22 protein-coding genes are annotated in these 24,374 nt (G+C 68.3%); 12 read left to right on the top strand and 10 right to left on the bottom strand.

Going from position 1 to position 24,374, the window contains the following annotated elements; all coding sequences use genetic code 11:
• The first annotated feature begins 56 nt into the window (after positions 1-56).
• From QTN24_RS07660 to QTN24_RS07650, 3 genes are all read left to right on the top strand, one after another.
• Entirely contained in the window at positions 57-206 is a 150-nt protein-coding gene (locus QTN24_RS07660; protein WP_313836148.1) for a hypothetical protein, read from the top strand.
• Positions 207-234: 28 nt separating this feature from the next.
• Complete coding sequence (locus tag QTN24_RS07655; RefSeq protein WP_313836147.1) at positions 235-1,209, top strand: tripartite tricarboxylate transporter substrate binding protein; 975 nt, start codon at positions 235-237, stop codon at positions 1,207-1,209.
• Between the two features lie 135 nt (positions 1,210-1,344).
• Positions 1,345-1,572 (top strand): hypothetical protein, encoded by a 228-nt coding sequence (locus QTN24_RS07650; protein ID WP_313836145.1) that lies wholly within the window; start codon positions 1,345-1,347, stop codon positions 1,570-1,572.
• Positions 1,573-1,590: 18 nt separating this feature from the next.
• Here the strand turns inward: QTN24_RS07650 and QTN24_RS07645 are convergent, their stop codons facing one another.
• Positions 1,591-2,784 (bottom strand): MFS transporter, encoded by a 1,194-nt coding sequence (locus QTN24_RS07645; RefSeq protein WP_313836143.1) that lies wholly within the window; start codon positions 2,782-2,784, stop codon positions 1,591-1,593.
• A gap of 116 nt (positions 2,785-2,900) precedes the next feature.
• Here QTN24_RS07645 and QTN24_RS07640 point away from each other — a divergent pair, with 116 nt between their 5' ends.
• Both QTN24_RS07640 and QTN24_RS07635 read left to right on the top strand, forming a co-directional pair.
• A complete protein-coding gene (locus QTN24_RS07640) occupies positions 2,901-3,347 on the top strand; it encodes a helix-turn-helix domain-containing protein (protein WP_313836142.1) in 447 nt (148 codons plus the stop codon).
• A 97-nt stretch (positions 3,348-3,444) separates the two neighbouring features.
• Positions 3,445-5,586, top strand: coding sequence for a LamG-like jellyroll fold domain-containing protein (locus QTN24_RS07635; RefSeq protein ID WP_313836139.1), 2,142 nt, complete (start codon positions 3,445-3,447; stop codon positions 5,584-5,586).
• Between the two features lie 65 nt (positions 5,587-5,651).
• On the opposite strand, the gene QTN24_RS07630 is transcribed toward QTN24_RS07635, so the two are convergent.
• Positions 5,652-6,584 carry a DMT family transporter gene (locus QTN24_RS07630; protein WP_313836137.1) on the bottom strand — a complete coding sequence of 311 codons (933 nt, stop codon included), beginning with the start codon at positions 6,582-6,584 and terminating at the stop codon, positions 5,652-5,654.
• Positions 6,585-6,664: 80 nt separating this feature from the next.
• Between QTN24_RS07630 and QTN24_RS07625 the strand changes: the two genes are divergently transcribed.
• Together QTN24_RS07625 and QTN24_RS07620 are read left to right on the top strand one after the other, a co-directional pair.
• Complete coding sequence (locus tag QTN24_RS07625) at positions 6,665-7,534, top strand: LysR substrate-binding domain-containing protein (protein WP_313836135.1); 870 nt, start codon at positions 6,665-6,667, stop codon at positions 7,532-7,534.
• Between the two features lie 327 nt (positions 7,535-7,861).
• Positions 7,862-9,442: an isocitrate lyase gene (locus QTN24_RS07620; protein WP_313836133.1), complete on the top strand. Its 1,581-nt coding sequence runs from the start codon at positions 7,862-7,864 to the stop codon at positions 9,440-9,442.
• 100 nt (positions 9,443-9,542) lie between these two features.
• Here the strand turns inward: QTN24_RS07620 and QTN24_RS07615 are convergent, their stop codons facing one another.
• Both QTN24_RS07615 and cls read right to left on the bottom strand, forming a co-directional pair.
• Positions 9,543-10,190 carry a TetR/AcrR family transcriptional regulator gene (locus QTN24_RS07615; protein WP_313836132.1) on the bottom strand — a complete coding sequence of 216 codons (648 nt, stop codon included), beginning with the start codon at positions 10,188-10,190 and terminating at the stop codon, positions 9,543-9,545.
• 118 nt (positions 10,191-10,308) lie between these two features.
• A complete protein-coding gene (gene cls / locus QTN24_RS07610; RefSeq protein WP_313836130.1) occupies positions 10,309-11,742 on the bottom strand; it encodes a cardiolipin synthase in 1,434 nt (477 codons plus the stop codon).
• Between the two features lie 337 nt (positions 11,743-12,079).
• Here cls and QTN24_RS07605 point away from each other — a divergent pair, with 337 nt between their 5' ends.
• On the top strand, positions 12,080-12,850 hold the full coding sequence (locus QTN24_RS07605; RefSeq protein WP_124686492.1) for a response regulator transcription factor: 771 nt from the start codon (positions 12,080-12,082) through the stop codon (positions 12,848-12,850).
• Between the two features lie 7 nt (positions 12,851-12,857).
• On the opposite strand, the gene QTN24_RS07600 is transcribed toward QTN24_RS07605, so the two are convergent.
• A complete protein-coding gene (locus QTN24_RS07600; protein WP_313836126.1) occupies positions 12,858-14,690 on the bottom strand; it encodes an EAL domain-containing protein in 1,833 nt (610 codons plus the stop codon).
• Between the two features lie 308 nt (positions 14,691-14,998).
• Here QTN24_RS07600 and QTN24_RS07595 point away from each other — a divergent pair, with 308 nt between their 5' ends.
• The 3 genes from QTN24_RS07595 (at position 14,999) to QTN24_RS07585 (ending at position 17,942) form a co-directional block, all read left to right on the top strand.
• Positions 14,999-16,603 (top strand): methyl-accepting chemotaxis protein, encoded by a 1,605-nt coding sequence (locus QTN24_RS07595; RefSeq protein ID WP_313836124.1) that lies wholly within the window; start codon positions 14,999-15,001, stop codon positions 16,601-16,603.
• Positions 16,604-16,777: 174 nt separating this feature from the next.
• The gene (locus QTN24_RS07590) at positions 16,778-16,978 is read left to right on the top strand and encodes a hypothetical protein (RefSeq protein ID WP_313836122.1); all 201 of its coding nucleotides are present in this window, start codon (positions 16,778-16,780) and stop codon (positions 16,976-16,978) included.
• A 313-nt stretch (positions 16,979-17,291) separates the two neighbouring features.
• A complete protein-coding gene (locus QTN24_RS07585; protein ID WP_313836120.1) occupies positions 17,292-17,942 on the top strand; it encodes an HAD domain-containing protein in 651 nt (216 codons plus the stop codon).
• Between the two features lie 95 nt (positions 17,943-18,037).
• On the opposite strand, the gene QTN24_RS07580 is transcribed toward QTN24_RS07585, so the two are convergent.
• A complete protein-coding gene (locus QTN24_RS07580; protein WP_124686487.1) occupies positions 18,038-18,583 on the bottom strand; it encodes a carboxymuconolactone decarboxylase family protein in 546 nt (181 codons plus the stop codon).
• Between the two features lie 129 nt (positions 18,584-18,712).
• Between QTN24_RS07580 and QTN24_RS07575 the strand changes: the two genes are divergently transcribed.
• The gene (locus QTN24_RS07575; RefSeq protein WP_313836118.1) at positions 18,713-19,606 is read left to right on the top strand and encodes an AraC family transcriptional regulator; all 894 of its coding nucleotides are present in this window, start codon (positions 18,713-18,715) and stop codon (positions 19,604-19,606) included.
• On the opposite strand, the gene QTN24_RS07570 is transcribed toward QTN24_RS07575, so the two are convergent.
• From QTN24_RS07570 to QTN24_RS07555, 4 genes are all read right to left on the bottom strand, one after another.
• Positions 19,600-21,699: a TonB-dependent siderophore receptor gene (locus QTN24_RS07570; RefSeq protein WP_313836116.1), complete on the bottom strand. Its 2,100-nt coding sequence runs from the start codon at positions 21,697-21,699 to the stop codon at positions 19,600-19,602. The genes QTN24_RS07575 and QTN24_RS07570 overlap by 7 nt on opposite strands.
• A 220-nt stretch (positions 21,700-21,919) precedes the next feature.
• Positions 21,920-22,303, bottom strand: a complete 384-nt coding sequence (locus QTN24_RS07565; RefSeq protein ID WP_124686485.1) for a DUF3325 domain-containing protein — start codon at positions 22,301-22,303, stop codon at positions 21,920-21,922.
• Entirely contained in the window at positions 22,300-23,982 is a 1,683-nt protein-coding gene (locus tag QTN24_RS07560) for a PepSY-associated TM helix domain-containing protein (RefSeq protein WP_313836113.1), read from the bottom strand. Before QTN24_RS07560 ends, QTN24_RS07565 begins: the two co-directional genes overlap by 4 nt.
• A complete protein-coding gene (locus QTN24_RS07555; RefSeq protein WP_313836112.1) occupies positions 23,982-24,251 on the bottom strand; it encodes a DUF3649 domain-containing protein in 270 nt (89 codons plus the stop codon). Before QTN24_RS07555 ends, QTN24_RS07560 begins: the two co-directional genes overlap by 1 nt.
• Between the last annotated feature and the right edge of the window lie 123 nt (positions 24,252-24,374).

The raw sequence follows: 24,374 nt of genomic DNA, 5'->3' as shown, positions 1-24,374 counted from the left end.
GTGCTGCGGCCGGCTTTCGCGGCGGGCAGGCACAGGGCCGGTGCGCGGCGCGCGTCATGCTGCGCCGCAATAGTGCAGCCGCGCGCCAGGGCGAGGCATGGCGGTCAGGGTTTGCCCCGGGCATAGCCGCGGCCTATGTTGGCATCGACAATCCGTATTGGCCGCCGATGGCGCAGGTCCCTACCATCGTCATGAAAATTTCGTGACTGGCTTCGATTCGATTGGAGAGTATTGATGTACCGACGTTTGATGGCTTCCGCGTGCCTTGCCTCGACCATGCTGTGCCTGGGTGCCGCACAGGCCCAGGATGCGTATCCGAACCGGCCGGTGCGGCTGATCGTGCCGCAGTCGGCCGGATCGGGCGGCGACGTGGTGGCGCGGCTGCTGAGCGACCGGTTGGCGCAGGACCTGGGACAGTCCATCGTCGTGGACAACCGCCCCGGCGCGAACGGCATCGTGGCGATGAGCACGGTGGCCAAGGCCGCGCCGGACGGCTACACGGTGCTGCTGACGGGCGTGTCGCAGATCAGCTTCAACCCGCACCTGTATGCGTCGCTGCCGTACAACCCGCAGAAGGACTACACGTTCATCGCGCCGGTGGTGGACACGCCGTTCGTGATCGTCGCCAGCAAGGCCAGCGGCATCACGTCGGTGCAGTCGTTCATCGACAAGGCGAAGAACAAGCCGGGCGGCCTGACGTTCAGCAGCGCGGGCGTGGGCAACTCCACCCACCTCGCCATGGAAGTCGTGGCCGACAAGCTCGGCGCCAAGATGACGCACGTGGCCTACAAGGGCTCGGGCCCGGCGCTGACCGGCGTGGTGGCCGGCGAGGTGGACACCATGGTGAGCGTGCTGGGCGCCGCGCTCCCGCAGGTCACGGGTGGCACGGTGGTGCCGGTGGCCATCGTCGGCGCGCAGCGCGTGAAGGAACTGCCGAACGTGCCGACGCTGAAGGAAGCGGGCGTGGACGTGCCGGTGATGCCTAGCTGGTACGCGCTGGTGGGCCCGGCCGGCCTGGACCCGAAGATCGTGACCCGCCTGAACACGGCAGTACAGACCGCGCTGGCCGACCCGCAGATCAAGGCCAGGCTGGCGTCGCTGTACCTGTTCCCGGTGGTGGGCAGCGCCGATGCGATCCGGCAGCGCGCGATGAGCGAGTCGAAGGTCTGGGGCGAGTTCATCCGCAAGCGCGGCATCCAGGGGCTGTAGCACGCGCGGCGTCGGCAATCGACCGACACCGGGGTTCACCTGATGGACGACAAGGAGTTCGGACGAGCGCGGATGCGTGGGCCGCGATGCGGCTCGTAGCCTTGAGGCTGTTCCCTATCCACCGCCTACGCCCCGTTGAATCCGACCACGCCCCGCCACGCTACGCCATCCGCCCCGCCCGGCCACCTGGACCGCGCCGCGGCCAGCATCTCGGCCCTGATCGCCAGCACCCAGGCCCTGGCCCACGCCACGCAGGCACTGCGGACATCGAACCTTGCCACCCGGCTGCGGCTGGCACAGCTCAACTGGCTGCCGTCGGCCGGGGCCTGCGAGCAGTGCGGGGGTGGCATCGGCGGGCGTTAGGCTGCAATAACGCAGCCGCTACGCGACGCTGGCCACCTCTGTCTCGGCCCTTCCGCTCCGCCGCGTCGCGGCCCAGAATGCCAGCGCCGCCAGGCACACCGCAAGCCCGGTCATGCAGACACCCGGCCAGCCCGCGCGGGCGTAAGTGGCCGTGGTGACGATGGCGCCAATGCCGCTGCCCGCCGCGTAGAACAGCATGTAGAGGCTGATCATCCGGCTGTGGGCATCGGGCCGGGTGCGCAGGATCAGGCTCTGGTTGGTCACGTGCAGCGCCTGCCCGCCCAGGTCGAGCAGCACGATGCCGACGATCAGCAGAGCGAGGCCGTGGACACCGTCGAGCCTGGAGAGCGGCCACCATGCCGCCATCATCAGCAGCAAGGCACCCGCCGTGGTGCGCTGCGCGTGGCCGGCGTCGGCCCAGCGCCCGGCGCGCGCACCGGCCAGCGCGCCCACCGCGCCGACGAGGCCGAACGCGCCAATCGCGGTATGCGAGAACGAGAACGGCGGCGCGCTCAGCGGCAGCACCAGCGCGCTCCAGAAGATGTTGAACGCGGCAAACATCAGCATCCCCAGCACGCCCCGCACCTGCAGCGTCCGATCGCGGCGCAGCAGCGTCAGCAGCGAGCCGACCAATTGTCCGTACCCCACCGCCGGTGCCGCTGCGGCCGTGGCTGGCAGGCGGCGGCGCAGCGCCAGCGCAATGCCCGCCATGGCCACGGCCGACGCCAGATAGACCGCCCGCCATCCGCCGATGTCGCCGACCATGCCGGCAAAGACCCGCGCGAGCAGCAATCCCACAAACACCCCGCTCTGCGCGGCGCCCACTACACGGCCGCGCTGCTGCGGCGACGCGGCGCTGGCGGCGTAGGCGATCAGGCCCTGCGTCATCGCCGTGCCGAGCAGGCCCACGGCCACCATCCCGGCCAGCAGCCACGACACGCCCGGCGCGGCGGCCACCGCCAGCAGCGCCACGACCAGCGCGGCGAGCTGCCACGTCATCAGGCGCCGGCGGTCGACCCGGTCGCCCAGCGGCACCAGGCACACCAGCGCCAGCGCGCTGCCGAGCTGCGTGGCCGTGACCACGCCGCCCACGGCCGCGCCGGGCACATGGAATTCGCGCGCCAGCACGTCCAGCAGCGGCTGGGCGTAGTAGACATTGGCCACGCTGGCACCGCTGGCGATGGCGAACAGCAGGACGAGGGCGCGCGGCATGGCGGCCGGATTCGACGGGCTAGGCATCGGCAAAGTAGTTGCAAATCGAAACCGGTTGAATGCTAGGCGACCTGGTTTTAAAATGCAACCACCTCAATCCGCCATCGCACCCGCGCATGCCCAAGACCCCTGCCCCGCCGTACCAGCCCTGCCCCGTGGCGCGGACGCTCGACGTCATTGGCGACCGCTGGACGCTGCTGATCGTCCGCGACCTGTTCGACGGCATCCGCCGCTTTGGCGACTTGCAGCGCAGCCTGGGCGTGGCGCGCAATATCCTGGCTGGCCGGTTGCACAAGCTCGTCGAAGCCGGCATCCTCGACACCCAGGCGGCGTCCGACGGCTCGGCCTACCAGGAATACGTGCTGACCGCAGCCGGCGCGCAGCTCTTTCCGGTAGTGGTGGCGCTGCGCCAGTGGGGCGAGCGCCAGCGGTTTGCGCCCGGCGAACCGCATTCGGTGCTGATCGACAAACGCACCGGCAAGCCGGTGCCGCCGATGCAGCCGCATGGCAAGGACGGCGCCACGCTGCGCCCGGCCGATACCGAGGTCCGCAAGCTGTCGTAGCGCCCGAGCGCCACCGAGTCGTCACATTTCGATCAACACCCTGTCACGGACGCTGGCCAGAATCACCGGCTTTTCGTGGGTCAACAGGGAAGTCGACATGCAAGACAAAACGCCGGGCAAGCCATCCGCCATCGATACCGCCAGCCTGGAGGGCATTCCAGACCGTCAGCGCCGCCTGCTGCTGAGAGCCGGGCTGGGGATGTCGCTGGGCGCCTCCGCGCTGCTGGCCGCCTGTGGCGGCGGCGACGATGCCGCGCCCGGCACGCCGCCGGCCACCAGCCCCGGCACGGGCACGGGCACCACGCCGGGCACCGGCACCGGCACGACGCCGTCGGCCAAGGTATCGAGCTTCGCGCTGGCCGTGCTGCCCGACACGCAGTTCTACTCGCGCTACGCGACCACGGACGAGAACCTGCAGTTCCAGCGCAAGTACGGCTCCACGCCGTTCATGGCGCAGACCAAGTGGATCACGGAAAACGCCGCCAGCCTGCGCATTCCGTTCACGATCCACCTGGGCGACGTGGTGGACCAGCAGGCCAAGCCGCTGCAATGGCAGATTGCCAGCGAGGCGATGGAGGTGATGGAGGCCGCCCGCGCGCCGTATTCGATCCTGGCCGGCAACCATGACGTGATCTCCGACGTGGACTACGTCAACGCGGGCAGCCAGGCGTCGAACACCGACGCGCAGCGCAACCTGGCCAACGAGCCCTACCTCAAGAACTTCCCGACCACGCGGGCGCAGCGCCAGGCCACGTTTGGCGGGCGCGACCCGTCGGGCTTCCACGAGTACCACTTCTTCGAAGTCGACGGCAACCGCTTCATGGTGCTGTCGATGTCGTGGCGCGCGTCGGACGCGGCCATCACCTGGGCGCGCAACGTGCTGAAGCGCTACCCGAAGGTGCCGGTCATCCTGTCCACCCACCAGCTGCTGAACATCGGCCCGGACGGCGTGAGCCCGCTGGAGGTGCCGTACGGCCTGATGCTCTGGGACAAGCTGATCAAGGACAACGACCAGATCTTCATGACGCTGAACGGCCACTACCATGGCGCCGCGCACCTGACCAAGACCAACGACTTCGGCAACCCGGTCGAGGAAATGGTGGTGGATTACCAGATGGCGTACATGGGCGGCAACGGCCTGATGCGGCTCTACGAATTCGACCTCACGCACAACAAGATCAAGGTCATCTCGTTCTCGCCGTGGGTGCCGCAGAAGCCCACCGAGACGCTGAACGAATTCGACGTGGCCGTGCTGACCGACAAGAACCAGCAGTTCGAGATCGACTTCGACTTCCGCAAGCGCTTTGCGCGCTTCAACCCGGACTTCGCCATCCCGGCGGCTGGCAACGACCCGATCAACGACCGCGCCAAGGCCGCCATCCTGGCCAACTACACCGAGCCGTCGGTGGCTGACAAGAAGGCCGCCGCCGATACCAACGACTATCCGCTGGTGGCCTCCACCGTGGCGCACTGGCGCTTCTTTGGCGGCGCCAACGGCGCGGCGGTGCCGGTGGGCCAGGTCATCAACGACATGACCGGCGCCAACCCGCTGAGCCGCGCGGCACTGGCCGATGGCGGCGCCGCGCAGCTGGGCGACGTGACGTGGTCGAACGACCACCACTTCCTGTCGGCCGCGCCGGGCAGCGTGAAGTTCGCCAACTCGGTGAACAGCCCCACGCGCATGAGTTTCTTTGCCACGGACACCACGGCGGCGCTCAACGCGATGACGTTCGACAACGGCTACACCGTCGAGGCGTTCATCAAGGTGCCCGCGTCGTGGACGGCCGGCAACAACGCCTGGATGAACATCATGGAGCGCGAAGGCCGGCGCGGCGCCGTGACGGGCTTTGGCAGCGGCGACGCCGACGAGAGCCCGCTGATCTTCGCCATTTCCAGCCTGCGCGAGGTGCAGTGGGAAGTCACGCCCAGCACGGCCGGCACCAAGAACCCGGCCGCCAACTGGTCGGGCGAGATCATCGCCGAGAAATGGGTACACGTGGCCGTGGTCAACACGCCGGCCAACAACGAGACGGTGATGTACGTGGAAGGGGCCCCGGTGCTGCGCAACGCGTCGAATACGCGCGGCATCGCCACCGTGGGCGCCGCCAGCCGCTTCTTCGTGGGCGGCGGCGTCTACGCCAACGTGCCGTCGAACGGCTTCCTCGGCCAGATTGGCGAGGTGCGGATCTGCACCGAGCCGCTGGCCGCGGACAAGTGGCTCACGGCGCGGCGCACCTGATCCGCAGCGCTGCCCCGGCCGCCACGCACACCGTGGCGGCCGGGCGCGGGCTCTGCAGCGCCCGGTCAGCGTTGGCGTTCCGCCATCAGGATGGCCGCTGCCATCACGCCGATGCCGGCGATCTGCCACGCGCTCAGGCGGTGGCCGAGTACCAGCCAGTCCATCAGCACCGCCGTGGCGGGATAGACGAACTGGAACACGGCGATGCGGGCGGTGCGCAGCTTCGCCATGCCTGCGTAGATCAGTGTATAGGCCAGGGCCGTGTGCACGATGCCGATGCCGGCAAGCCACGCCCATGGCCAGCCCGGCGCCGGCCAGCCGTGGTGGATCGGCCAGGCCAGCAGGACGACCGTTCCGATGGCGCATTGCCACCATGCCAGCACGCCGGCGCGCAGGTTGCCGAGCCGCCGCGCGATCAGCGTGGCGCCGGCCGTGCAGAGCGCGCCCAGCAGGCAGGCGGCCACGCCGATCCAGTAGGCCGCGTCTGGCGCCCGACCCGTACCGGGCCGGAAGACCGGCTCCAGCAGGCCGGTGGCCAGCACAAGCCCGGCCATCGCAACCATCACGAACGCCAGACGGGCCTTGCCGACCGGCTCGCCGAGCCACAGGCCACCCAGCACCAGCACGAACAGCGGCTGGACGTGGAACAGCACGACGGCCATGCCCGCCGACGTGCGGCCGATGGCATCGAAAAACAGCACCCAGCTTGCCACCATCAGCGAGGCGGCCGTCAGCGCCCAGGCGGCATGGGCGCGCGTGAGCCGGACATCGCGCAGCCTTCGTCGCCACAGCAGCCAGACCGTCAGGCCCAGCCACCCGAAGGCGCAGCGCGACCACGCAGCCGTGAGCGGCGGCGCGTGGGCCTGGCTCACGAAGATGCCGATGGTGCCCAGCAGCACGTTGCCAAGCAGGAACGGCCAGGCGCCATCGCCAAGTCCCGTACATGCCGTGCGGCGCGCGCCAGGCGTGGCGCCATGCGGTATCGAATCTGATTTCATGGCGACCAGTCTGGCGCCCCGCCTCGATCCTGAAAAGCGCATAATCCGCGAGACATGGTTTCGATAATCGAAAGGTCCCGATGACGACGACACCCCGCGATCTGCAGATGGACTGGCTCAAGTGCTTTGTCGCCGTGGTCGACGCCGGGTCGCTGGCCAGCGCCGCGGGCGAGATCCATCGCTCGCAGTCGGCCGTCAGCATGCAGATCAAGAAGCTGGAAGACGCCCTTGGCCAGCGGCTGCTGGAACGCAGCGCCCGCAAGCTGAGCCTGACGCCCGAGGGCCAGACGCTGCTGGGCTACGCGCGGCGCATCCTGGACCTGCACGCCGAGGCGCAGGGCGCGCTGACTGGCGGCGAACTGACTGGCCGCGTGCGGCTGGGTGTGCCGGACGACTACGCCGAGAAATACCTGACGCCGGTGCTGAAGCGATTCGCCCCGCGCCACAGCAGCGTGGAAATCGAACTGATCTGCGAGCAGTCGACGTCGCTGATTCCCCGCGTGGCCAGCGGCGACCTGGACCTTGCGCTGGTCTCGCGCGACCACGCGCGGCGCGGCACGCTGCTGTTTCATGAGCCGATGGTCTGGGTGGGATCGCCCGAGTTCGAAACGTGGCGACGCGACCCGCTGCCCATCGCCGTCTACGAGGACGCCAGCCTGGCGCGGCGCGTGGCCATCCACTCGCTGGCGCAGCAGGGGCGGCGCTACAAGGTCGTCTATCACAGCTCCAGCCTGGCCGGGCAGATCGCCGCCATCGAGAGCGGCCTGGCCGTGGCCGCCCTGACCCAATGCAGCGCGCCCCCGCACCTGCGCATCCTGGGCAGCGAACAGGGCCTGGGGCCGCTGGAACCGATGGAAGTGGCCGTCTATCGCAGCCGGGAATCGCGCGGTGCAAAGGCGGTGGACGAACTGCAGAACCTGCTGACCCGCACGCTGCGCCTGGCGGCGTAGCTGTTGGCGGCTGCTATCTGCAGCGGCGCTTCCGGGCCGGGCGTTGCCCCCCGCCACTCAGCACCTGAAAGCACCTTTCACATTGCGAAATCTGACTGAGTCTGGCGCCCATCCGGCGGTTTCGTTCTGAGAAAACGCCTTCCACATTGCAAAATATCGCCGCTATCTCATTGATTCATAACGACAAACAAAGTCTTATGTCTTATATAAGAGTTACGTTGCAATACGGGATTCGGCCATACACTTGTTCTCATGCTGCTGGCTGAAACAGCCGGTGGCGGCACCGAATCCTTCTACCAACGCGTCAACTCTTATTAGGACTTCCCCATGGCCCAGTATCAAGACGACATCCAGGCAATCGCCGCGCTGAAAGAGACCAACGGCAGCGCCTGGAATGCGATCAATCCCGAGTACGCCGCGCGCATGCGGGTCCAGAACAAGTTCAAGACGGGCCTGGACATCGCCAAGTACACCGCCAAGATCATGCGTGCGGACATGGCTGCGTACGACGCGGACCCGTCGAAGTACACCCAGTCGCTGGGCTGCTGGCATGGCTTTATCGGCCAGCAGAAAATGATCTCCATCAAGAAGCACTTCAAGAGCACCGAACGCCGCTACCTGTACCTGTCCGGCTGGATGGTCGCCGCGCTGCGCTCGGAGTTCGGCCCCCTGCCCGACCAGTCGATGCACGAGAAGACGTCGGTCAGCGCGCTGATCCGCGAGCTGTACACGTTCCTGCGCCAGGCCGACGCCCGTGAACTGGGTGGCCTGTTCCGCGAACTGGACGCCGCCCAGGGCCCGGCCAAGGCCGCCATCCAGGAAAAGATCGACAACCACGTGACGCACGTGGTGCCCATCATCGCCGACATCGACGCCGGTTTCGGCAATGCCGAAGCCACGTACCTGCTGGCCAAGCAGTTCATCGAAGCCGGTGCCTGCTGCATCCAGATCGAGAACCAGGTGTCCGACGAAAAGCAGTGCGGCCACCAGGACGGCAAGGTCACCGTGCCGCACGAGGACTTCCTGGCCAAGATCCGCGCCATCCGTTACGCCTTCCTGGAACTGGGCGTGGACGACGGCATCATCGTGGCCCGCACCGACTCGCTGGGCGCCGGCCTGACCAAGCAGATCGCCGTGACCCGCACGCCGGGCGACCTGGGCGACCAGTACAACTCGTTCCTGGACTGCGAGGAACTGTCGGCCGACCAGCTGGGCAACGGTGACGTGATCATCAAGCGCGACGGCAAGCTGCTGCGTCCGAAGCGCCTGCCGAGCAACCTGTTCCAGTTCCGCGCCGGCACCGGCGAAGCCCGCTGCGTGCTGGACTGCATCACCGCGCTGCAGAACGGTGCCGACCTGCTGTGGATCGAAACCGAAAAGCCGCACATCGCCCAGATCAACGGCATGGTCAGCGAGATCCGCAAGACCATCCCGAACGCCAAGCTGGTGTACAACAACAGCCCGTCGTTCAACTGGACGCTGAACTTCCGCCAGCAGGCGTACGACGCCATGAAGGAAGCCGGCAAGGACGTGTCGATGTACGAACGCGGCCAACTGATGAGCGTGGAGTACGACGATTCCGAACTGGCCAAGCTGGCCGACGAGAAGATCCGCACCTTCCAGGCCGACGCCTCGCGCGAAGCCGGCATCTTCCACCACCTGATCACGCTGCCGACGTACCACACCGCCGCACTGTCCACCGACAACCTGGCCAAGGAATACTTCGGCGACCAGGGCATGCTGGGCTACGTGGCAGGCGTGCAGCGCAAGGAAATCCGCCAGGGCATCGCCTGCGTCAAGCACCAGAACATGTCCGGCTCGGACATCGGTGACGACCACAAGGAATACTTCAGCGGCGAAGCTGCACTGAAGGCCGCAGGCAAGGACAACACGATGAATCAGTTCTGATTTGGGGTGTTGGGGTTTGGGAAGACGCCGGCCGGGAGGCTGGCGTTTTTTTGTTGGGGGTTGTGAATGGCGCGGCGCGAGTTGTCGTCGACGGCTATCCCTACAACCCCCTCTCCACCATCCCCAGCAGCCTCTCCCCAATCACCCCCGCCTGTTCCTTCGCCCGGCTTCGCAGCGGTCCGTCAATCAGCAGCACCGCAAGCCCGTGCACCGCCGACCACGCCACGTACTCCGCTCCGGGCCGCCGTTCCGCCGATAGCAGGCCCGCGTCGACCCATCTGTCCAAGGCCGCCCCGAGCAGTTCGAAGGGGTTCATCCCGCTGTTGCCGGCCTTGGCTGGGTCGGCGTCGCCTTCCACGTCGTCCGGTACCGAGAATGCCGTGCGGAAAAGTCCGGTTTCCGCCAGCGCGAACTGCAGGTAGCCGATGCCCACTGCGCGCAGGCTGGCGCGGGCGCGGTCGGGTGGGGTTGCGTCGGGTGGGATGGCGGCCATTTCGGATTCCATGGCCATGGCGAGGCTGGAGAGCGCCGATGCGCGGACGGCCTGCAGCAGGTCCTGGCGGCTGGCGAAGTGTCGGTAGGCGGCGTTGGGGACCACGCCGGCGCGGCGGGTGGCTTCGCGTAGCACGATGGCGTCGGGGCCGCCTTCGCGGGCCAGGTCGATGCCGGCTTCGAGCAGTGCGCGGCGCAGGTCGCCGTGGCGGTACGTGGTGCGGGTGGGAGGCGTTGCGGCGGCAGTTCGAGTCATGTCAGCTCCCATGTGGACGTTGTCCACGCGTCTACTGTGAATAGTAGACAGTGTACACAACGACTGCCAGTCGTCGATACGGCACACAGGGCGCGTTTGAATGGCGAAGACGCCACGTCTACAGGATGGGCGCGAATAGCTTGGCCACGTGCATCGCCACGCGCAGGATGGCCGGCGAGCCCAGGAAATCGCGCGAGTCGATCTGGCGGGCCTGGGCGAAATCGGCTTCGAGCATGCGCGCCACGTCGGCAGCAAAGGCCGGGTGGGCGGTCATCACCATCAGCTCGAAGTTCAGGCGGAACGACCGGTTGTCGAGATTGGCGGTGCCCACCGCGGCCGCCTCGTCGTCGATCAGGACGACTTTCTGGTGCAGGAACCCCGGCTGATAGCGATAGATCTTCACGCCCGCGCGCACGGCCTGGTAGGCATAGATCGTCGACGCGCCGTACACCACCAGGTGGTCGGGCCGCGACGGGATCAGGATGCGGACGTCCACGCCGCGCAGCACCGCCAGCCGCAGCATCGCGAACACGGCCTCGTCCGGCACGAAGTATGGCGATGTCATCCACAGCCGACGCGTGGCCGCCTGGATGGCCTCGACGAAGAACAGCGAGCAGGTTTCCTGGGCGTCGGCGGGCCCCGACGGCACGACCTGGCAGATCATGTCGCCCACGCGCCGCGGCGGCGGCGTCATCAGGTAAGGCACCTCGCGGGCGGCCCAGTACCAGTCCTCGGCAAACGCCATCTGCAGGTCCAGCACCGCCGCGCCGCGGATGTCGACATGGGTGTCGCGCCACGGCGCCAGCGGCGGGCGCTTGCCCAGGTACTCGTTGCCGACGTTGTGCCCACCGACGAACGCCCGCGCGCCATCCACGATCACCAGCTTGCGGTGGTTGCGAAAGTTGAGCTGAAAGCGATTGACAAAGCCGGGATGGGTGGAGAACGGCCGGGCCTGCACGCCGGCCTGCTGCAGCGTCCGCACATAGCCGCGCCCCAGCGCGTGGCAGCCGATGCTGTCGTAGAGAAAGTAAACCCTGACGCCGGCCCGCGCCTTGTCGCAGAGGCGTTGCTGCAGCGCGCGGCCCAGATCGTCGTCATGGACGATGAAGAACTGCACCAGCACCTGTTCGGTGGCGGCGTCGATGGAGTCGAAGATCGCCGCGAACGTGGCGTCGCCATTCACCAGCAGCCGCACGTCGTTGTTCGTCAGGCACGGCATGCCGGTCAGGCTGGGCAGCGCCCGCAGGCACGCCTGCTGCGGCACCGGCACGACGTTGGCGGCCAGCGCCTCGCGCTCCTGGTGGGTCATGCCGTGGCGAATCTCGCGCAGGCGGTCGTTGTTGAAGCGGCGCGCGTTGACGTAGCCGGCAAAGCGGCTGCGGCCGAAGATCAGGTACGGGATGATCGCGAAGTACGGCATCATCACCAGCGACCCCGCCCACGCGATGGCGCCGGGCGCCGTGCGCACGGTCATGACGGCATGCAGCGCGGCAACGATCCCGACAATGTGGAACGCGAGGATGACGGCGGCAATCACGCTGGGACTGAACATAGGCACGTATACCGTGGACTGTCCTGGACACGATGAGCCGTATTCTGGCATAGCGCGTCGCGCGATTTGCACCCCGCCCGTCGCCGGCCGCGCGCTGCCCAATTTTTGATCACGCCGATGCGGTGGCGGCCCGCCGCCGCGCCGCGCCACCCGCCGCCCCGGTTATCCACAAAATCTGTGGATAACGATCGGGCTTGTCCCCAGCGCCAGCCCGGCGCCACCTCGTCGTCGCCGGTCGGTCCTTTTAAAGAAACACCGATTGTTGCGCCCATGCCCCGTCGATACGCTGCATCGTGTTTGTTCCATTCAATGCATTTTGCAAGTTCGATAGTGTCGTATGAACCCCCAATCCAATATCGCGCTGCTCGCCAGCCGCAACTCGCCGCTCTATCCCATGCAGGAACTGCTGTCCATCGCGGGCTTCCAGTGCAGCGCCTTCCAGGCAGGTAGAGACCTGATCCACGGTCTGGGCCACGACAACTTCGACATGTTGCTCATCGACCGCGACCTTCCCGATATCTCCGCCATCGACGTCATCCGCGCCGTCCGCGCCGTGCGCAACCGCGACGTGCCGATCGTCATGATCTCCAGCGAGAACGATGACGACGACATGGTCGAAGCGCTGGACGCCGGCGCCGACGACTACATCGTCCGCCCGCTCAACGCCCGCGTGCTGCTGGCCCGCATCGCGGCCCTGCGCCGCCGCATGTCCGGCACCCGCCTGAGCATCCATATCCCCCTGCGCGCCGGCCCCTACGAACTGAACAACCCCGGCCGCTACGCCACGCTGCACGGCCAGCGCATTCCGATGACGCCGAAGGAATTCGACCTGGCGATGCTGATGTTTGCGAACGCGGGCCGCATCCTGGCGACGCAGCGCATCGAGAACACGATCTGGGGCCACTCACTGCCGCCTTCGTCGCGCGCGCTGGCCGGGCTGGTGTCGCGCATGCGCCGGACGCTCGATCTCTGCGCGGAGAACGGCGTGACGGTCACGGTGGTCTACGCGCAGGGCTACCGGCTCGACGTGCTGGACAGCGCCGCACGGGCCGAGCTGACCGCCCATCGCGCGCCACGGCTGGGCCTGGAAGCGCTGGCCAACCGCTAGGCCGGCGCTAGCTCTCCAGCTCGCCACGCGCGGCGAGGTCGGCGATGTCGATACCCGCCACGCCTTCCGGCGCCCCCTTCGCCTGCCGCTTGGCCACGGCGGCCGCCGCACCCACGTGCTGGCTGCCCAGCCGCCACGTGGCCATTGCCTCGGCCCCCACACGCACCGCGCCCACCGCCATCGTCACGAACGGGTAGAACATCGGCCGCCCGTGCCGGTCCTCGCCATGGATGCCGCCCGCCACGCGGTCCGCCGGCGCGTACATCGACAGCGCGGCATCATCGAAACTCGCCATCGCCCCGCGGATGCGGGCCTCCCAGTCGTCGCCCTGGAACAGCACCAGGAAATCGTCGCCGCCGATGTGGCCCAGGAAGTCGCGCGCCGGGTCGCACGCCTGCGCCAGAATCGCGGCGGCGCCCTTGAGCAGCTCGTCGCCCTTCCAGTAGCCGTAGTGGTCGTTGAACGGCTTGAAGTGGTTCAGGTCGGCGTAGCAGGCGTGAAAGGGGCTGCGGGCCTCGATCAGGCGGTCGATATGCTGGTTCAGCAGGATGTTGCCGGGCAGGAATGTCAGCGGATTCGCATAGCGTGCCGCCTCCATACGGACATCGGTGATGGCGCGCAGCAGGTCAGCGCCCGTGCCCAGCCCCACGTAGCGGCCCTCGTCGGTAATCACAAAGCCGTCGGCCAGCGCGCGCGACGGCTCGCCGGCCACGTGGTCGGCCATCTCCTCCAGCGTCGCGCGCCGGTCGAAGCAGACCGGCTCCAGGTTGGCCAGCGCGATGCACGCCTTGCGGCCGTACAGCTCCCGGTGGAACGGCGTCGCGTAACGATCGAGCAGCGTCTGACGATTGATCAGCCCGATGGGCCGCTGGTGCTCGTCCAGCACGGCCATCGCATGCAAGTCACCGTGCGCGTGGAAGCGCGCCAGCACGTCGTTGTTCGACGTCTCCGCACTCACCGCCGGCACCGGCCGCAGCAACTGCCCCGCCGTGATGCCCGACCACCCGGTGCGCAGCATCTGCGGAAACACGGCGATCTGGCGTGATGCCAGCACCGTGCGCACCTCCGCCGCAATCTCGGTGGGCGGCAGCGCGGCGGGCCGGCCCAGGAAGTAGCCCTGCCCCGCCGCCACGCCCAGGTCGCGCACCAGCGCCAGTTCCTCGGCCGTCTCGATGCCTTCCGCAATCACCCGGCCGCCCAGCGCGTGCATCGTACCCAGGATCGCGCGCAATACCTCCAGCCGGCGCGAACTGGCATGAATGCCACGCACCAGCGATTTGTCGATCTTGATGTACTGCGGCGCCAGCTCGGCCAGCCGGTCCAGGTTGGCATGGCCGGTGCCGAAGTCGTCCAGCGCGTAGGGCACACCCAGGTCGGTCAGCACCGCCATCACGGCGGCAAAGCTGCGGGCGTCGCCCACGGCGGTCTGTTCGGTCACCTCTATCACCACGCGCGAGGGGGCGATGCGCGTGCGGGCGCCCTGCCCGCCGTCCAGTCCCAGCAACGACGCCATGGCGCTGCCGCGCCGGTCCAGCAGATGGCGCAGCGTCAGCGGACTGAAGTTCAGGAACAGCTTGCCGGGCAGGTCCAGCGCCGCCCACGACGCCAGCGCGGTGCGCGCGGCCGACATCTCCAGGGCCACCGTGGTGCCGGTGTCCTGCGCCAGCCGGAACAGCGCGTCCGGCGATGCGTGCATCGACCCGGCCGGGCCGCGGATCAGCGCCTCGTAGCCCAGGATGTCGCCAGTGGCCAGCGTCACGATGGGCTGGAACACCGCGTGCAGCGGTGGCGGTCTCACGGCCTCTCGGGCCGCGGCCGAATCGGAGGCAACGGGCAACATGAAACGAACTCGGACGGATGGCAGGCCACCTGCTTGTTAACGGCCGACCCCAAGCACGCTTGAGCACGACTTTGCAATTCAGGCACAGAGTAAGCGCGCGCCATTGCAGGACAGAATTGTGTCGCCCGTATGACAAACCTGCCACATGCCGACTGTCACGCCGTTGTCACATTGTTCACCGAGCATCACGCCGCACCGCAGCAAGACGGGCGTCGCCAGCCTCCCCTCATGGCCGTTTCGCCAAAAAGCCCGCTGTGGCGGTTGCCAGGGTCATGCATGGCGGAGCGCTGCTCCGAAGGAGTTCTGTTGTGTTGCAAGCCATCAAGCTGGCATTGCCGGGCCGGCGCGGCCAATCTGTCTGGCAGGGCCTGGCGGCACTGCCGCTGGTCGTGCGTCTTTCCGCGGCATTTGTCCTCATCTATGCGTTTGGCGCGATGGTCGGGCTCACCGGCATCGTCAACCTGATCGATCTCAAACGCGATACCGATACGCTCTACCAGCGCGACATGCGCGGCGCCATCGCCGCCGAGCGCGCGCAGGCATCGCTGGCGATGCTGGGCCGCGCGCAACTGGCGCTGACGCTGGCCACCAGTTCCGCCGAGCGCGACGCCGCGGTCCACGACATCACCGAGGCATCGCGCCATCTGGATGCGGCGGTGGACGGCGTCCGGCAGGCCGCCCCGGCCCAGGCCCGCGCGCTGCTGGCCGAACGCAAGGCCGCCGCCGAACTGGTCGGCAACTATGTCGATCTGATCCGCAAGCAGCCGCTGGACCCGTTGCAGTTCGACGCGGCGGTGTCCATCGACGGCCATTTCCTGGGCGAACAGTTGCAGAAGCTGGGCGCGCGGGTTGAAACCGTGCGGGTGTCGATGGCCCAGCAGGCGGCCGACACCGTGACCGGCGTGGCCTCGGCGCAGGTCACCGCGCAGACCGTGATGATCGGCCTGCTGGCCGCCAGCCTGGCCGCCGCCGCGCTGCTGGCGTGGGTGGCTGCGCGCAGCCTGACGCGCGAACTCGGCGGCGAGCCGCGCGATGCCGCCACGCTCGCCACGCGCATCGCCAGCGGCGACCTGACGGCCCACATCGCCCTGCGGGAACACGACGACAGCAGCCTGTTGTTCAACCTGTCCGGCATGCGCGACCAGTTGGCCGGCGTGCTCGCGCGCATCCAGCATTGCGCGCACGAGATTACCAGGGCCAGCGACGGCATCGCCCAGGGCAACCAGGCCTTGGCCACGCGCACCGGCCTGCAGGCCGCCGCACTGGCCGAGGCCGCGGCCAACGTCACGCGGCTGACGACGCTGGTGCAGCAGGCTCACGCGCAGGCGCAGGAATCGAGCGACATGGCCAGCCGCGCGCGCGAAGCCACCGGCGCCGGCATGGCCGCCGTGCGCGACATGAGCGGCGCGATGGCCAACGTCCACGCCCAGTCGCGCAATATTTCCGAGATCGTCTCGGTCATCGAGAGCATCGCGTTCCAGACCAATATCCTCGCGCTCAACGCCGCCGTGGAAGCCGCGCGCGCCGGCGAGGCCGGCCGGGGCTTTGCGGTGGTGGCGCAGGAAGTGCGTGCACTCGCGCAGCGCAGCGCCACGGCCGCGCGCGAGATCGGCGGCATCATCGGCGACGCCGCCAACGAGATCGCGCGTGGCGCGGACCTGAGCGGCCGGGTGGAAGCGGCGATGGCCGGCATCGACGCAGCCGTCAACCACAGCCACACCCTCGCGGCCGAGCTGCGCATGCTGGCCGACGAGCAGGCCAGCGGCATCCGCACCGTCGGCGACGCGCTGGCACGGCTGGAACAGACCAGCGCCGACAACGCCACGCTGGTCGACGAGGTCAGCACGCAGGCCGCGCGGCTCGATCACCAGGCGGCCGCGCTGGAATCGGACGTCGCCCGCTTCCAGTTCTGACACGCCGCGCCGTTGCCGCACCGCCGCAAAACTTCAGCTTTCGTCGATTGCCGCCGTAATTAAGGCAGATCCGATTCGCCGCCCGGCCGCGCCCCGCTAGCATGGCAGGTCATGCCCAGGGTGGCGGCCGGTGTCGGATGGGAGCGCCCCGGCGGACGGAAAGCGGAGAAACGCATGCTACGCAAGGCAGTGCAGGACGACATGTCGTTCCAGGAGGACTTCGAAGCCGCGGGCCGCGACTGGGCGCCCCGGCTCAAGCCGTGCGGCACGTGCCACAACTGCGAGCAGCCCGTGGGCCAGGCCGACCTGTTCTGCGGCATCGCCTGCCAGTACGCGTTCGAGCATTTCGAAATGCGGTTGCTGCGCAAGGGCTAGCCATCGACGATCGATCCCGGACGTCTCCGCCCCACTCGAACATTTCCTTTCATTTTCCTGTCAACCGGGCGCCCCGACGACCCGTTGAGGCTTGCATTACGGCGGTATCCGCGCAGCGGGACAGGCCGGAAAACAAGGCCTGGCGCGGCAGATGTGTCCGCGAGAAACACTTGGACCGAAGCGGTAACCGGCATTAACGAGTCCCGCGTAAAAGTTACACAACTGTTGCACTTGCGCACATTTTGTGTCGACTTTCCCACGCAAAACACGGATACGCTTGGTTCATCCCATCACCGATTGACCACGAGAAATCATGACCGAACGCCTCATCATGCTGGACGTACCCGGCGTCCTGTATTCGGACCGCTCCGCTGCCCGCCTGGGTGGTACGCCAAACACGGGGACCCTGCGTGACGTCAGGTTTTTCGATCCGATCGCCCTTGGCTTCCTGCGCCGCCTGTTCGGCATTGCCGGCGCCCGCGTGGTGGTTGCCGACGCATGGCGCCGTGGCACGCCCGCCGCGATCTTCCAGCAGCTGGACCTGCAGGTGGAAGGCATGACGCCGCCCGTGCAGGGGGGTCATCCGGCCGAGATCGACGCCTGGTTTGGCCAGCATCCGGCGCCGGGCGCGTGGGTCATCATCTCCACCGCGCCGGCCGCGTCGTTCACCGCGGCCCAGCGCGCGCGCCTGGTGCAGGTGGATCCGGCCGAGGGCCTGACCGTCGACAACTTCCGCAAGGCGCTCGATATCCTGGGCGTGGCCTGCCCGTCCACCGTCACGCCCGATTCGCGCGTCGAGCCGGGCCTGAAGGCCAAGCTGCGCCACCTGCAGCGGCTGGCCCGCGACGAGCCGGAGCGCTTCATGCCCGCCCCCGCCGCCGCCGAGGCGCGCGAGCAGGCCATGGCGGTGGCCGTGGCCAGCCTGACCGGCAAGCAGTTCGCGCCCGCCGCCATCCACGCCTGACCGGCGCCCGGCCTGCCGCCGGGTACCCATCACGGCATGATGCAATGCAAAAAGGCCGCCCATGTGGGCGGCCTTTGTCATGGCAAGGCGGCGAATCAGCGGGCGGTCAGCTTGACGGCCGGGAAGTCGACCGGCACGTTGAAAGCCACGTTCACGTAGTTCGTGAACAGGTTCAGCGCCACGTGTGCCAGGATTTCCACGATCTCGCCATCGTTGAAACCCACTTCGCGCAGGCGTGCCACGTCGGCATCGGATACCTGGCCGCGGCCTTCCACCAGTTGCAGCGCGAAAGCCAGCGCCGCAGCGGTTTTCGGATCGTCGGACTGGCCGGCTTGTGCGGATGCCATTTCCGCAGCCGACGCACCAGCCTTGCGGCCCAGCGCGGTGTGCGCGGCCAGGCAGTATTCGCAACGGTTGCGGTCGGCCACGGCGACGGCAATCTGCTCGCCCAGCCGAGCCGGGATGGCGCCACCGCCCAGCGCGCCGAACGCGCCCCACATCGACTGCAGCGCGGCCGGCGAATTCGAGACGGCGCGGAACATCTGTGGCACACCGCCAAAGGCGGCCTGGATCTGGTCGAGCGCGGGCTGGCTGGCAGCGGGAGCATGCGCGGGCTCCGGCACGGGGATACGTGCGGTCATGGTGGATCTCCTGTACGGTAGGTTCGTTTGGGTCAAGTCAGGACGTTGCCGTCCCTGGGTTCCACTATGGATGCCGACGACATACGATAGGATGCTGTTCGTCCACGAAAGCTACCCATTCGTCCAGCCGTGTCCAGCCACCCCGTTCCGTCCGGCATCGATCGCCTGTCCGCGCTGCTTGAGCGCTTTCGCATCCACGCCCACCTGTTCCACACCGGGCCGCTGTGCGGCATCTCGCGCTTTCACGAGCCCGAGCGCGGCTTCCTGCACGTCATGCGCGAAGGCGAGATGAGCGTGACCCATCACGCCAAGGGCCTGCCGCGCCGGCTGGACATCCGCGAGCCGTCGCTGCTGCTGTATCCACGCCCGGCGCTCCACACGTTCCACAACCCGCCCGAGGAAGGCTCGCAGTTCTCGTGCGCGACGCTGGAGTTCGCCGGCGGCGCGCGTAATCCGCTGGCGCGGGCGCTGCCGCCGCTGATCGTGCTGCCGCTGGCCGAGGTGCCCGGGCTGTCCCCGGCCCTGTCGCTGCTGTTCGCGGAGACCGAGCAGGTGCGCTGCGGCCAGCGGCTGCTGGCCGACCGGCTGTTCGAGGTGGTGGTGATCCAGCTGCTGCGCTGGATGCTCGACAATCCCGCGCGCGTCGGCGTCCAGCCGGGGCTGATCACCGGGCTGTCAGACCCACGGCTCGCGCGGGCGCTGGTGGCCATGCACGAGGCACCGGGTGAAAACTGGAATCTGGAAAGGCTGGCGGCCTGCGCGGGCATGTCGCGCAGCGCGTTCGCGTCGGCGTTCCGCGAGGTGGTGGGGCAGCCGCCGGCGGACTACCTGACCGACTGGCGCATCAGCCTGGCGCAGACGCGCCTGCGCGACGGCAAGCCGCTCAAGCTGCTGGCCGACGAACTGGGCTATGCCAATCCGTCGGCGCTGTCACGAGTGTTCCTGGCCCGGGTGGGCCAGTCTCCGCGCGACTGGCTGCGCGCGGAGCAGCGGCATCTGGCGATGCCGGCGCACGATCAGTAGTCGACCGTCATCGACACCTTGAAGGTGCGCGGATTGCCGATGGCCAGCGTGTTGGCCGACGTCGACACGGTTGCCCAGTAGTCCTTGTTGGCGACGTTCTCCACGGCGGCGCGCAGCGTGTAGCGCATCTGCGACGCCTTGAACGTGTAGCGGGCCCCCAGGTCGAAGCGGTTCCACGACGGCAGCGCAATGGTGTTGGTCGGGTTGGCGTACTGGCGGCCAGTCTGGATGAAGCGGCCCGACACCGTGGCGCCAGCCAGGAACGGCAGGTCGTACTCGCCGCTCAGCGTCAGCGTGTAGTTCGGCACGCCCACGCCCTTCTTGCCCTCGGTGGCCGCGTTGCCCGTGTCCTGGTACTGCGAGTCGATGTACGACACGCCGCCCAGCAGGCGCACGCCGCGCACCGGTTCGCCGAACACGCTCAGTTCCACGCCCCGGTTACGCAGTTCCTGCAGGCCGAACACGTTGTTGCTCTGCGTGGTGCCAATGGGCTGCTCGATCTGGAAGAACGCCAGCGTCGTGCCGACCGAGCCGGCGTCGTACTTCACGCCCGCCTCGTGCTGCTTGGTCTTGGTCGGCGGGAACACCTCGCCGCGGTTCACGGCCGTGTTGCCGGCCGTCGGCCCCTGCGCCAGGCCCTGGATGTAGTTGTAGTACACCGACAGGTTCTGCAGCGGCTTGACCACCAGGCCGAACATCGGCGACGTGGCCGAGTCGCTGTAGGTGGACGTTTGCGCGCCGGTACCCGTGGCATAGCCGCGCACGTTGATCACCTGCTGGCGCACGCCGGCCGTCAGCAGCACGCGGTCGTTCAGGAAGCCCAGCGTATCGGCCACCGACACGCCGTTCAGGTTCACGCGCTGCGTGACGTACGGATCGGCCATGTTGCCCGTGGCCGGCGCGGCCGGATACGGCACCACCGGCGCGTTGTACAGGTTCGTGGGGAAGGTGCCGGAGAACTCGAACGCCGTGGCCTTCTTCTGCTCCAGGCCCGACCAGCTCACGTTGACCGTGTGGTTGACGGGGCCGGTCACGAACCGGCCGCGCACGCCCACTTCACCGCTGAAGGTGTCCTGCTGGAACGGCACCGTCAGCCGCGTGGCGTTACCCACGCCGTTGTTGCCGACGCTGGCGCCGCTGTAGCTGCCGTATTCATCGGTGTGATGGCCGCCGAACGCCGCGTAGGCCGTCCAGTCCTTGGTGATGTCGTACTCGGCGCGGATCGTCCCGTAGATGTCTTCCAGCGACGAATTGGTCCACGGCTGCGCGAAGTTGGTGGTGGCCGACGGCACCGGCGGCAGCGCCGTGCCGGTCAGCGTCACCGTGCTGCGGCCCTGGTAGATGCGCTGCTTCTGGTAGCCGAAGTCGGCATTGACGCGGAAGGCGTCACCCTGGTAGTCCAGGCCCAGCGTGAACAGGCGCTGCTGGCGGCTTTCGTTGTCGATGGCCGTGTCGCCACCGCGCGCCATCGCGTTCACGCGGACGCCGAATTCCTTCTTGCTGCCGAAGCGGCGGCCCACGTCCACGTGGCCGCCGGCCTGGCCGTCGCTGGTGTAGTCGAGCGTGCCCTGCGTGATCGGCGCGGCCGTGGCGTACTTGGGCACCAGGTTGATCGAGCCGCCCACGGCGGTCCCGGCGGCGGACACGCCGGTCAGGAACGCGTTGGCGCCGCGGAACACTTCCACGCGCTCCAGGCCCTCGGTCGACGACAACTGGCGCGGCGCGATGCCGTAGAGGCCGTTGTAGCTCAGGTCATCGGACGCAAGCTGGAAGCCGCGCACCACGAACGTCTCGGCAAAGTTGCCAAAGCCGGAGCTGACGCGGATGGCCGGATCGTCGGCCAGCACCTGGCCCACGGTGCGGGCCTGCTGGTTCTGGATCTGCTCGGCCGTGTACGACGTGACGCTGAACGGCACGTCCATGAAATCCTGGTTGCCCAGCACGCCCACGCGGGCGCCGCGCGCCACCTGGCCGCCGGCATACGGGGCCGGCAACTGGTCGGCCGAGGCATCGGCCTTGACCGTCACGGTGGGCAGCGTCTGCTGCGGCGATGCCGGCGCGGCCTCCTGGGCCATGGCCAGCGACGGCAGCACGCCGGCCGCAGTCAGGGCCGTAACGAGGTGACGCAGTGGAATACGCGAGAAACGGACAGCGCGCGAGCGCGCGCGAGGTACGGCAAAAGACAAGATGACACTCCCAAAAGTAGAACGATTTCCCCAGCACCGCGTCCCGAACGCGGCGGACAGGCAACACCCGTGTCCGTGAATGTCGGCATCGCTCTGCTGGCGATGCTCGTGTTGCCCGATGGCCCGGCTAGTGCGCGAGCCAGGGCGAAAGCAGTGCGGCGGCGGCGCCTACCGTCACCGAAGCCTTGGCCAGGCGCGGCGTGGCCAGCGGCGCCCAAGAGAACGCCGCCACCACGGCCCATGCGCCGACGGTGAGCAGCCCGGCCCAGTAGACGACGCCATAGGCCCAGCCTTCCGCCACGACGCAGGCGGCCAGCGCCAGCGTCAGCGCGATCGTGCCCTGCCAGCGCAGGCGTTGCACGCGCGCGGGCGGGGGCACGCTGCCCCGGCCGAACAGGTCGGCATGATGGCGGTGCATCGCCTGGCCAAGCCAGGTAAAGCCGCCAATCGCAAAGCCCAGGCCGGCCACGCAGGCCGCCCAGACCGACACCAGCGCCACGCCGTCGCTCATTGCGTCACCTCGTGGGACACATTGCGCGACACGGCCTGCGGCGCGTGATGGGCCACGTGGTGCGCCTTGCCCGGCGATGCCTCGGCCGCCTGCCGGCGCGGTGCCTTGCCCCGCTTGCCAAGCATCCAGGCCGCCGCGCCCAGGCCGATGCCCAGCGCCAGCACGGTCAGGTCGAAGCCGGCGACCACGGCAGGGCCGTGGAACAGCGTCACGCCCAGGTGCGTCGGCGTGGTCAGCGCGTTGAGCAGCGGCAGTCCGGCAAACAGCGCCGCGCCGGCCCAAAGCTGCGCCCGCCACATCGCGCGGGTCGGGCGCCATTGCGCCAGCAATGCCGACAATGCCCAGGCCGCGAAGAATGCCTGAATCTCCGTGGCCTGACGTTGCGCCAGATCGACTGGCAGCAGCCGGTTGGCCCAGAAGTACACGGCGATGGCGATCGGCAGCCCGGCGATCGCACCAAGGTTCAGCGCGTCCACCAGCCGCAGGCCGAACGGCGTGCGGCCCGTGGCGGCAATCCGCTTGGCATGGTGCTGGCGCGTCTTCACCGCCCACAGCAGCGCACCCGTGGCCACCATCAGGCAGCCGGCCAGCCCGGACGCAAAGAACAGCGCGCGCAGCAGCCCCGGCGCGAAGTGGGCCACGTGCAGGCCGACCATCGTGAAGCGGGTGCTGCTGGCGGGCGCCATGTCGTCGCCGAGCTTGGTCTGCAGCGCGCCGGTGGCGCCGGCGAACACCACGGAAGGCGCCACCGTGCGGATGTTGCGGCCGTCCTCGCGCGTGACCGACACCGTGGCGTTGGCCCTGTTCGGCGCGTCCACGACGATCCGGCGCGGCGCGGCGCCGTTCCACTGCGCGGTGGCCTGGACGATCATCGGCGCGATCGGTGCCAGCGGCGCGGCGTCCTTCGACCCCTTGATGCGCGGCGCACGGGCCGCCACCTCGGCGTTGAACGCCTGCTCGTTGCCGTTGTAGACGGCCTGGATGCCCCACGGCATGTACATGAACAGCAGCGTCACCAAGCCCGTGTACGTGATCATCAGGTGGAACGGCAGCGCCAGCACGGCCATGGCGTTGTGCGCGTCCAGCCAGGAGCGCTGGCCCTTCTTCGCGCGGAAGGTGAAGAAATCGGCAAAGATGCGCCGGTGCGTGATCACGCCGCTGACGATGGCCACGAGCATGAACATCGTGCAGAAGCCGATGATCCAGCGCGCCCAGATGGCGGGCATGTAGTGCAGGTCGAAGTGCAGGCGGTAGAGGAAGTCGCCGCCGCGCGTGTCGCGGGCGCCGGGCACGGGCTCGCCGGTCATGGCGTCGAGCGTGCGGATCTCCAGGCGGGCACGCGCGGGCTTGCCGGCGTCGGCCGGCGTGGCCTTGCGCGTCCAGAACATCGAGATGGCCGGATTGCGTTCGTCCGGCAGCGAAATGAACCAGCGCTCGGCATCGGGCGCCTCGCGCTGCAGGTAGGCGTAGGCGCGCTGGGCGGCGTCCTCGGGCGATACCTTCTGGCCCAGCAGCCCGTGCAGTTCGGGCTTCATCCACACCGAAATCTCGTCCCGGTAGTAGCTGGCGGTGCCGCCCACGAAGACCAGGAACAGCACCCAGCAGACCGCCAGCCCGGACCACGTATGCAGCCAGGCCATCGACTGGCGCAGCCCCTGCCCTTTCTTGAGTTCAGTCATCACGCCCCCCGCAGGGCAAGCCAGCCCAGCCCCAGCACGGCGGCCGGCACGATCAGCCCGATCCACGCCCGCCAGGCGGAATCGGCCGCGAACACCCAGACCACGGCCAGCGCGAACCAGAGGAACGACAGCAGCGTCGACGTCACCACGGCCTCGGGCCGACTCATGCCGACCCACTGCGACAGCACGAGCGACAAGCATCCCGTCGCCAGCGCGGCCACGGCGTAGCCGCCCAGGATGGCGGCCATCGCGCGCGAGGCAATTGCCATGCGGTATCCGAGCGAAACGCCCTGCTTCATGTTCTTGTGTGGCATCAAAAAAATCCAATCGCCATGATAATCGTTCTCATCCGCATTGTCTGCAAAGATGTACAACCCGGCGAGGGTGTGTCG

It is taken from the genome of Cupriavidus sp. SZY C1 (genome assembly GCF_032190535.1).
Taxonomy (GTDB): Bacteria; Pseudomonadota; Gammaproteobacteria; order Burkholderiales; family Burkholderiaceae; genus Cupriavidus; species Cupriavidus pauculus_C.
The sequence above is the reverse complement of the archived record's forward strand: the minus strand, read 5'-3'. Positions and strand labels throughout refer to the sequence as shown.